We start from the raw sequence: 9700 nt of genomic DNA, 5'->3' as shown, positions 1-9700 counted from the left end.
GTTGGAATACGGGGAGACGGCGGACGGCGGGTTCCGGCTGGTGGCCCGGCTGCCGTGGCCGGAGTGAGGGCGCGGCTAGCATGGCCCGGGTGAGAGCCGACGAGAGCGCGCCGATCCGGGTGCTGATCGTGGACGACGACGCCCTCGTACGCGCCGGTCTGACGTTGATGCTCAAAGCCGCCCCCGACCTGCACATCGTGGGCGCGGTGGCCGACGGCGGCGAGGTGGAGGGCGCCGTGGCCGAGCACGGGCCCGACGTGGTGCTCATGGACATCCGGATGAACGGCGTCGACGGCATCGAGGCGACCAGGCGGCTGCGGGCGCGGGCAGGAGCGCCCGAGGTGGTGGTGCTCACCACGTTCGACGCCGACGAGCTGGTGTTCAGGGCGTTGCGGTCGGGGGCGAGCGGGTTCCTGCTCAAGGACACCCCGCCGGAGGGCATCGTGGACGCCGTGCGGAAGGTCGTGGCGGGGGAGCCGATCCTGTCGCCGAGCGTCACGCGCAAGCTGATCGCCCACCTGGTGCCCGAGGAGGAAAGCCGGCGACGTACCGACGCCCGTCAGGTGCTGGCGCGGCTGAGCGAGCGGGAGCGCGAGGTGGCGCTGGCGGTCGGCCAGGGCAAGCCGAACGCGGTGATCGCCGGCGAGCTGCACATGAGCGTGGGCACCGTGAAGGGCTACATCTCCCGCATTCTCACCAAGGCCGGCCTGGACAACCGGGTCCAGCTCGCCCTCATCGTCCACGACGCGGGGCGGGGGTAGCGGCCCGGCCCGCGCCTCACGGGGCCAGGAAGCCGGTGATGGAGCGCCGGAGACTGTCCCCCGCGCTCGCCTCCACCTTTCTCACCCGGTGGAACGTACCGGCCACCATCACCACGAGCCGGTTCGGCCGCGGCGCGATGGACGTGGCCGGCACGGGAGCATTCATCAGGTCCTTGGAGACGTCGAAGTCGACACACGGCACCTCGTCAACCGGGCAATCGAACAGCTCCAGCTCACCGCCCCACGTCGCCCGCCACTCACCCGACAAATAGAGCGTGTACGCCGCACCACGGCCACGCCCGTCGTCGTGCCAGCCCAGCCCGGCCCCCCGGCCGTATCTCCAGAACCTGAAATGCTCGCTGTCCATCGCCGGTGACCCCAGAGCTTCGAGGCCCTTCCGAATGGCCGACTTCACCACTTCGACCTGGCCTTCGCCGACTTTCACCGAGGCGAAGGAAGAGTCGGCGTGGAACGCCACTCCGTCGAACACCGGATCGATCGAGCTGAAGGAGGGCCGATGCCGCACGGCCCGCTCTTCCTCCATCCAGGCGACGAAGGCGTCCTGCGGCAGAGCATTGTCGATGACCACGAACCGTCGCCCGAGTGCGGCGGTCACGGCCTCGACGGTCCGTTCGCTATGAAGTGTCACGCGTGCTCACCCTTGTCCTCAACGGCTTCCTGCTGGCGGTTCGGGCACGGGGTATGCCGGTGATTCAGCCACGCTCGCGCCTCCTTATCTCCTTGGACACGGCCTTCCACTTCGCCTTCTCGGCCGCCCTCGCGACCGGATCATGCTTGCGCGCCTCGTGGGCCAGCTGCCGATGAAGGGCATCCCACGCGTCCAGGCGGCGCTTCGGTATCCGCCCGCTCGCCACCGCCTGCCGCACCGCGCAACCGGGCTCGTGCTCGTGCGAGCAATCAGCGAATCGGCATCGCCGGGCCAGCTCGGTGATCTCGCTGAAGACGTCGGTGATCGCCTCTCGGCCGGCGGACACGTCGAGCGCGCGGATCCCGGGAAGGTCGATCAGGACACCACCGCCTGTCAGAGGATGCAGCCGTCGCGTGGTCGTCGTGTGGCGACCCTCCCCATCGCGCGCGACGGCGGCGACGCGTTCGTCGCGGTCCCCGAGGACGTTCAGCAGCGACGTCTTCCCGGCTCCGCTGGCGCCGAGCAGCGTCGCCGTCGTCCCCGGCGCCATGAGCTCGCGCAGGCGCTCCACTCCGCCGCCCGTGACCGAGCTCGTGGCCACCACCTCGACCCCCGGCACGAGCGACTCCGCCGCGCTGATCGCTTCGGGGACATCGGCGCAGGCGTCGCACTTGGTGAGGGCGAGGACCGGGCGGCCACCGCTGTCCCAGGCCATGACGGTCAGGCGCTCGACCATTCTCTGGTTGAGCCCTCGATCGACCGGCACGGTCACCACGACGGTGTCCACATTCGCGGCAAGGGTCTGGACACCTCTTCCGCTCGGGCTGGGGCGCGTCAACGAAGTCCGGCGCGGCAGCACCTCCACGACCTCGTCGCCCGACAGCACCGTCCAGTCACCGGCGACCGGAGTGACGGCCAGCGAGCCGCCAAGCCTGACGCCCCCGTGACGAACCCAGCCGGTCTCGCGGCCCGGGTCGACGACGCAGGCTTCGGCGATGCTTCCATGCACGGTGGCGATCCGCGCCGGTGCGGAGTTCCGGCGCGGCCAGGCGACCCCGTCCGGCCAGCCGAGCGCCGCGAGCCCGTACGTCCAGTCAGGCATTGCGGCCTGCCAGGTCGTCGCTGGAATCCTTGATGTGCGGGTCCCGCAGCCCCGAACGCGGGAGCGCCCAGACGAGCACCGCACCCGCCGTGGCCACGATGACCCCCGCCAGCCCGGCCAGGTACGCCGTCCGGCCCACCAGGTTCGCGAGCGGCAGCGCGATCACGAAGCCCAGCGGGACCATCGCGGTGGTCATGGTCGTCTCGAACGATCCGACCCGCGAGAGCATCGCCTTCGGGACCGTGAGCTGCACCATGGTGTCGAAGACGACGCCGGCGACTCCCGATGCCAGGCCCGCCAGGAACAGGGCGCCCGCGACCACCATCATGTGCCGGCCGTACGCGAGAGCGAGCAGCTGCACCGGCATCGAGACAACCAGCAGGACGATGGTGAGCACGCCACGCCATTCGACGCGTACGTGCCCGCTCACCAGCGCCCCCAGCAGCCCGCCCGCGGCCAGGAAGGTCACGATGACGCCCCACTGCTCGATGCTTCCGAACCTGTCCTGCACGGTGATCGGCCCGAGCACGCTCACCGAGGCCAGCCCGATCTGGACCGGTAGCCAGAGCAGGATCGCGCCCAGGACCAGCGGCAGGCGCGGCATGATGCGCACCGCGTCGAGGAACCGCACGGGTTCCTTCCTGCCGTCGCCGGCGTCGTCATCGGCACCTGCGGGCTCCGGATCACCGTGAGCCGGCATCAGCCGTCTCAGCCAGGCGAGCGAGACCAAGGAGACGGCGAAGGTGGCGGCGTCGAAGAAGAGCGCCAGCGGCACATCGCCGACCACCACCAGCAGCGACGCGAGTGCGGGGCCGGCCAGCCTCCCGGTGTCCCCGGCGACGTCAAGCCAGGAGTTGGCCTTCTGCAGCTGGGTGGGGTGCACCAGGTCGGGGAGCAGCCCGACCGCGCCCGGCGTGAAGAAGGCCGCTGCCGCGCCGTAGATCGCGGCGGATGCCACGAGGTGCCAGAGCTGCGCGTGCCCGGTCGCGAAGGTGATCGCCGGAAACAGCTGGGCGGCGAGGCGGACGACATCCGCCCCGAACATGACGGGCAACCGCCCGATCCGGTCCGGAAGGCTGCCGCCGTGAGCGATGAAGACGAATCTCGAGATCCACAGGGCCAGGAGCACCATCGGGATGCCCCGGCCGTCAGGCGCGACGGCCAGGGCGGCGAAGGCGAAGGTGACCGAGACGACACCGTCGCCTAGCCGGGAGACGGCCTGCCCTGCCAGGTAGACCCGGTACAGAGGTGACGACAGGGGCGATCCGGATACGGCGTGGCCGTCAGTCATGAGCCTCCTCCAGCGACCGCGTTCGTGCCAGGCTTCCCGCCGTGGCCGGCCAGAGCTCGCCCGGCCTCGGCGAGCTGCACGGCCTCCACGAGATCGGCCAGATGCGTGGCCGCCGGGTGCCGGCCGGTCGGAGCGGGGCACGCCTCCACCAGGTCGCCCGCGACCAGCCGGCCGGCGTCGATGACGTTCCGGACCAGAGCCGTCAGGGTTTCCGGGTCGAGACCTCCGTACGAGGGATAGACCACGTCCGGGGCGTACGTCGGGTCCAGCACGTCGATGTCCACCGTGAGGTGGATGGGCCGCCCGGCACAGAATCGCGCGATCTTCTCCGCCGCACGCGGCGTGGCGGCCTCGTCGGCCGTCAGGTAGGAGACCCGTTCCTCCTGCTGGCTTCCGGCCAGGTCGAGATGGGGATCGACGCCGCGGACCCCGATGGTGAGCCACTCCAGACGGGGATGCTCGGCGAGCACCCAGCTGACGAAGTTCCCGCAATCCGCCGTGGCCGAGCTCCCGATCGCGCGCCTGTCGGCGTGCGCGTCGAAGTGAACGACGCGGAGCGCCGGGTGCTCGTCGGCGACGGCACTGATGGTCGGATAGCTGACCGAGTGGTCGCCGCCGATCACCATGGGCCGGTGACCCTGTGCCAGGACGGTGTGGACGAGGGCTCGCAGCCGCTCGTGGGCCACCACCCCCGTGTCGGTCCGTTGATCGACCAGGAGGTCGCCGTGATCCACGACACCGGGCAACGCCTCGCCCGGCCTGGCCCGTAGCGTCCACGACCATGCCGACGGCTGGGCCAGCAGCCGGAAGCGGCGCGAGAGGGCGTCCCGGACGACGGGGACCGCGTCCCTGGGCCGCGGGCCAGGGGGACCTCCCATGTCCAGCGGCGCTCCGATCAATCCCCATACGGCTGCGCCGGCCTTGGCGCCCGGGGGCAGGGACAATGGGGCCTCGGCTCTCCGCGCGAGCCCGCCGGTCGCCGCCGCCGACGCGTCCGGCGGCACGATCAGCCGGACCTTGCGGAGCGCCTCCTCCGCCTCCTCCGTGAGCTGGACCGCCGGCGCGACGTCACGACGCTCCCACAACTCCCGCAGGGGCGGCGTCAGGGCGAGCCGTACGCCCTCGGCTTGGTTGACCAGCTCGGCGCCCTGGACCCGGAACGCCGGGTTGAGGACCCAGGACGCTCCGGCCAGGTTCTCGCTCGTCATGGTGTGACTCACTCGGCCTGTTCCACCAGGAGAAGTCCGGCCCGGACCAGCGAGCCGAGCGCCGAGTCGATCTCGGTGCCGGTCAGAGGGATGCCCGCTGCGTCGTCACGCAGCGTCGAGCGCCCTGCCGACCACTCGTTCACCCAGGGAGCGAGCCGGCCGTCGACTGTGAGCCGAACGCCGAGGCTCTCGATCGATATCAGCTCGTCCCCCATCTCGACCAGCGGCGGGAACCGCGCCGCCCACCTGAGCCGGGTGCCCGTGTACGGGACGTTCTCCACCGACCAGGGAAGCGACAGGCCCTCACGCCTTTCGAGCGACTGTGCGGAGCGCACTTCCCGCGCCCGATGCACGCCGGAGGCCAGGGCGGTCACGAGGGAGTCGAGTTCGGCACCGTCGTCGCGCGTCTCGCCGGCCCCGGCCCGGTTGGACCAGGCGTCCAGCGCGGTCCTCGCGCGGTCCTCGGGGGTGGACACGTGCACGCCGAAGGTCCAATGCAGGCTCGGCCCCGTGCCGGTGGCCTCGTGGTCCCATCCCTGCGGGATGTGCCACACGTCGCCGGCCCGCATGTCCGCGTCTTCGACCAGTCTGGCGTCGGGCCCGGAGCCTTCCCAGATCCGCCAGCGCTTGCTGCCTTCCGCCTGGAAGATCACCGTGGCGTGGCCGTCCGCGTGGCGCCCGAATGCTGATTTCGTGGTCCAGCAGGCGTAGCAGTTGACCCATGCCGGGTCGTCGGCGAAATACTCGAACTCCTCCCGGAGGCGAGCAGGACCCACATGAATCCGGTCGGCCCTGTTGGCGACGAGCGTCGCGCCGGAGCGGAGATACTCGATCACGGCGCCGTACCGCCAATTACGGTGCACGATGTCGCCACCGTCGATGCGCGTGCTGATGTAGGTGCCGGGATAGGCGATCGGGTCGGAAGACAGCCGGATCATCATCGGCTCGATCGTGGTCGTCTTCATGATGTGGTCGATGACGCCCCACCCGAGCGACGCCCGCCATGATCCCTGAGAGATCCGGCCGGTCAGCAATTCGTGACCGAACGACTTGCGCCAGACGGATTCTCCGCCAAGCGCGTCAACGATGTTGTCCCAGGACAGTGTCATTGTGGTGTCCCAACGCTCCGAAGGACGCCCACGCGGATCAGTGCATGCACGGCCGCTTCGCGTTCTGGCGTGGTGGCCGCATCCCGAAGCTCGTCGGCGCCGACGACGGCCCCGGGCTTCAGCAGGTCGGCCAGACCACCCAGATCGATGGAGAGTTCCCTCCCCAAGGCGAAGACGCTCTTGCCTGCCATGACGATCGGTAGGCGGGTGACTGTGTAAGGTGGACCTTGATCAATCGTTCTGCCGGGGAAGCGTGGCGGCGCGCCGTACCCGGATGACCGGCGCAGCATCGCTCCCCGTTTCACGGCCCGCTCCACGCTGTCGTCCCCGAGAACGTCGCGGAAAGCGCCTATCGCACTTGCCACCGGATCTGCGGCCGACCGCCTCCCCGAGTTCCGACGCAGCTGGTGGAACAACGCGTCCGTCGCGGTCTGCTCAGGGTCTTCCGGATATACGGTGAGCCCCAAGAACATCGACGGGCCGTCGTTGCGGAAGATGTGATACATCCCCGCCGGAATCAATAAGAAGTCACCGGGCGCGAGGCAGGCACTGTCGGCCGCCGGCAGCAGAGGCTCCGCGTCCAGTGTCCGCGGGCGCCCGTGCTTGAGGACTGACAGGCTCGACTTCGGCCAGGTCCAGGCCGTTTTCGTCGCCGGGCCGAGGTTGAAGATGAAAGAAGGCTCCGCGTCGGTGTGCACGCCGAACGGGGTGGTGCCGGTGCCGGCCACGAAGCAGTACCAGTCCACACCCCTTGTCAGCGGGACGCCCGCTGATTCGAGCGGAACGATGAAGCGGGTGTAAAGGAGCTCTGCGAGCTCGACGTCCCAGGTCTCCACGCCGTTGATCGCCAAGCAGATGTCATCGTTCCCGCCGCGCTCGGAGAGCCACGAGTGGATCTCGGAGCGCCCGCCTCCTCCTGATCGCGCACGCGCCGGCGATCCGGGAAACGCCCCCGACATCAGCTTTTCGGAGGCGTCATAGTCAAGGCATGTCCCCCGGAACGCTCGCATGGTGGGCAGATCGCTGTCGTCGTCGTCCACTCTGGTGGTGGCGGCCCGAACCGCCTCGAGGATGAGATCGGCGATCACGCCCGGTCTTTGGATGAGACCGGGTATGTGCACGCGCTCAGCGAATTCCGGCCCATTCTGCTCGCACAGTTTCTGCCACGCGCTCTCGTCCAGCAATTCTCAGACCTCCGGAATTTCACGGAACACGTTCGCTGTTTCGCCGGCGGGCGCAAGATCTCATTCCTTCCCCCGGACGGACGGAGACCTTGCGCCCTCGGCTCCGGAACACCGTGCCGATCAGGCGGCGACAAGCTCAGCCGGTCGGGCGTGGCGGCGGCTTGTCAGGTTGCGCGGCTCAGTGGCCGACGTCCCGCTCCGGCCGCATCCAGAGCTGCCGGCCCTGCAGGGCAGAAACCGACTCCTCCGACACGATGATGTCCGAGATGTCGACGAGAACCTGAGCCCGCCCGCCGTGCCGGGAGCGCCCATCAACCAGTTCATGGTTGTCGGAATCGTGGTATGACGTCGTCTCCATGATCCTCCTCTTCTTGTCTTGGGCCTCAGTACTCATCGCCCAAGTAGGGGCGACATTGAGCAACTTTCGCCTATGGGACATTTGATGGCCCAGGCCATTGACCGGACATTCTCCGGGCATTGGCGGCTCCCGCCTGGGATTGTGGCGAGCACCAGGCAGGCGGGGGACCGGGTGGCATCCAAGCCCGGCCGAGAAGGGCGCATGACGTCGGCACCGGGCCTGGCCGCCGGCCACGGCCATCCCCGCGTGGAAGGCGCCGGGGCGCACGCCCGGTACGCGTCTGATGCAAGTTACGTACACGTCTGCACTGCACATGTCAGCTGAGCCGCGGGCATCCGCGCGTAGACGGCACTACATTCGTCATCGCCGAGAATGAGCCCGTTCATCTCGTTAAGATGCCGAGTCCGTCGAAAGGATGGGAGCGCTGCGGATGGCGCTGGAGATCAGATTCCTCGGCCCGTGGCAAGTCCTGGCCGCTGACGAACCGGTCCAGCTCGCCGGGCATCGACGCATCGGTGTGCTGGCCAGACTCGCCCTGAACGCCGGGCAGGTCGTACACGCCGAGCGGATCCTCGCCGACATCTGGGGGGACAGCTCCGCGGCGACCGCGGCCAAACAGCTCCACATCGTGGTCTCCAAGCTTCGCCACGCTCTCGGGCCGCACAGCACCGAGGAGATCATCCAGACCGCGCCCGGCGGCTACCGGCTCGCGCTCGAACCCGACCGGGTCGACGCCCTCCTGTTCCTGCGCCTGGCCAGACGCGCCCGCGCCGCCCAGGCGCAAGGGGGCAGTGCCGCCGCGGACGCTCTGTTCCGGGCGGCCCTGCGGTTGTGGCGCGGCGAAGCCCTGGCCGGGCTGACCGCGCCGTGGGCGCGGATCGAAGCCACCCGCCTGGAAGAAGAGCACCTCACCGTGCTGGAGGACCACGCCGATCTCCGCCTCGCCGCCGGGGATCACCACGCGGTGGCCGCCGATCTGGCCGGTCACGTGCGGGCCCACCCGCTGCGCGAACGTCCGGCCGCCCAGCTCATGCTGGCCCTGTACCGCGCGGGCCGCCCGTCCGAAGCGCTGGCCGTCTACCAGGACACCCGCCGGGTCATGGTCGCCGAGCTCGGCCTCGAACCCGGAGCCGGGCTACGCCGCCTGCACCAGGCCGTCCTGGTCAAGGACCCCGTTCTCGACCTGGCTAGCCCGGCCCGGCAGGTCACGGTCAGTGAGCCGTACATTCTGGCCGAGCTGCCCGCCGACACCCACGCCTTCACCGCCCGAGCCGCCGAGGTCGATCGCCTGTGCGCCGCGCTCGGCCCGGCCGGCGGGCCCACCCACGGGCCGCCCATCACCGTGATCGACGGGCCCGGCGGCATCGGCAAATCCGCCCTGGCCGTGCACGTCGCCCATGCCGTGGCGGCCCGGTTCACCGACGGCGTCAGCTACGTCAACCTGCACGGATCCACCCCCGGGCTTGACCCGCTGACCCCGGCCCAAGCTCTGCGCCACCTGCTGCACTCCCTCGGCCTGGACGGAGCCGCCGTCCCCGCCGACCCGGGCGAGGCCGCCGCCCGCTACCGCTCTCTGACCGCCACGCGCAGCCTGCTGGTCATCCTGGACAACGCCCGCGACGTCCACCAGATCCGCCCGCTCATCCCGTCCGGCGCTGGCTGCCGGGTCCTGGTCACCAGCCGGGACCCGCTGGCCACCCTGGACAACGCCCGACGCCTGCACCTGGGCGCCCTGGATGCGGCCGACGCCGCCGCGCTGCTGTCGCGCCTGGCCGGACCCGACCGGGTCCGCGCCGAGCCCGAGGCGGCCGAGCGGATCGTCCAGCTGTGTGGGGGGTTCCCGCTCGCCCTGCGGATCGTCGGCGCCCGCCTGGCCGCCCGCCCCGACCGGACCCTGGCCGACCTGGCCGGCCGGCTGGCCGACGCCACCCGCCGCCTGGACCTGCTGGAGTACGCCGACCTGGCCATTCGCGCCAGCATCGCGGTCAGCCACCATCACCTGCGAGAAGAGCCCGCCGGCCGCGACGCCGCCCACCTG

9 protein-coding genes are annotated in these 9700 nt (G+C 70.3%); 2 read left to right on the top strand and 7 right to left on the bottom strand.

The features are described from left to right. The first annotated feature begins 80 nt into the window (after positions 1-80). Positions 81-761: a response regulator gene (locus ETD85_RS56320; protein WP_138698060.1), complete on the top strand. Its 681-nt coding sequence runs from the start codon at positions 81-83 to the stop codon at positions 759-761. A gap of 16 nt (positions 762-777) precedes the next feature. On the opposite strand, the gene ETD85_RS56315 is transcribed toward ETD85_RS56320, so the two are convergent. The 7 genes from ETD85_RS56315 to ETD85_RS56285 all read right to left on the bottom strand — a co-directional run bounded on the left by ETD85_RS56315 (position 778) and on the right by ETD85_RS56285 (position 7662). Continuing rightward, on the bottom strand, positions 778-1410 hold the full coding sequence (locus ETD85_RS56315; RefSeq protein ID WP_138698059.1) for a 2OG-Fe(II) oxygenase: 633 nt from the start codon (positions 1408-1410) through the stop codon (positions 778-780). Positions 1411-1474: 64 nt separating this feature from the next. Beyond that, positions 1475-2512: a ribosome small subunit-dependent GTPase A gene (gene rsgA / locus ETD85_RS56310; RefSeq protein WP_138698058.1), complete on the bottom strand. Its 1038-nt coding sequence runs from the start codon at positions 2510-2512 to the stop codon at positions 1475-1477. Then, complete coding sequence (locus tag ETD85_RS56305) at positions 2505-3803, bottom strand: MFS transporter (RefSeq protein WP_138698057.1); 1299 nt, start codon at positions 3801-3803, stop codon at positions 2505-2507. The genes rsgA and ETD85_RS56305 overlap by 8 nt, the downstream gene beginning before the upstream one ends. Next, positions 3800-5011: an arginase family protein gene (locus ETD85_RS56300; protein ID WP_138698056.1), complete on the bottom strand. Its 1212-nt coding sequence runs from the start codon at positions 5009-5011 to the stop codon at positions 3800-3802. The genes ETD85_RS56305 and ETD85_RS56300 overlap by 4 nt, the downstream gene beginning before the upstream one ends. 8 nt (positions 5012-5019) lie before the next feature. After that, positions 5020-6120, bottom strand: coding sequence for a JmjC domain-containing protein (locus tag ETD85_RS56295; RefSeq protein WP_138698055.1), 1101 nt, complete (start codon positions 6118-6120; stop codon positions 5020-5022). Beyond that, positions 6117-7304 (bottom strand): cupin domain-containing protein, encoded by a 1188-nt coding sequence (locus ETD85_RS56290; protein ID WP_138698054.1) that lies wholly within the window; start codon positions 7302-7304, stop codon positions 6117-6119. Before ETD85_RS56290 ends, ETD85_RS56295 begins: the two co-directional genes overlap by 4 nt. A gap of 178 nt (positions 7305-7482) precedes the next feature. Next, positions 7483-7662, bottom strand: a complete 180-nt coding sequence (locus ETD85_RS56285) for a hypothetical protein (RefSeq protein WP_138698053.1) — start codon at positions 7660-7662, stop codon at positions 7483-7485. A gap of 430 nt (positions 7663-8092) precedes the next feature. Here ETD85_RS56285 and ETD85_RS56280 point away from each other — a divergent pair. Next, the coding region (locus tag ETD85_RS56280; RefSeq protein WP_206059515.1) for an AfsR/SARP family transcriptional regulator at positions 8093-9700 on the top strand (1608 nt) is incomplete at its 3' end.

It is taken from the genome of Nonomuraea zeae (genome assembly GCF_005889725.1).
GTDB lineage: Bacteria > Actinomycetota > Actinomycetes > Streptosporangiales > Streptosporangiaceae > Nonomuraea > Nonomuraea zeae.
The sequence above is the reverse complement of the archived record's forward strand: the minus strand, read 5'-3'. Positions and strand labels throughout refer to the sequence as shown.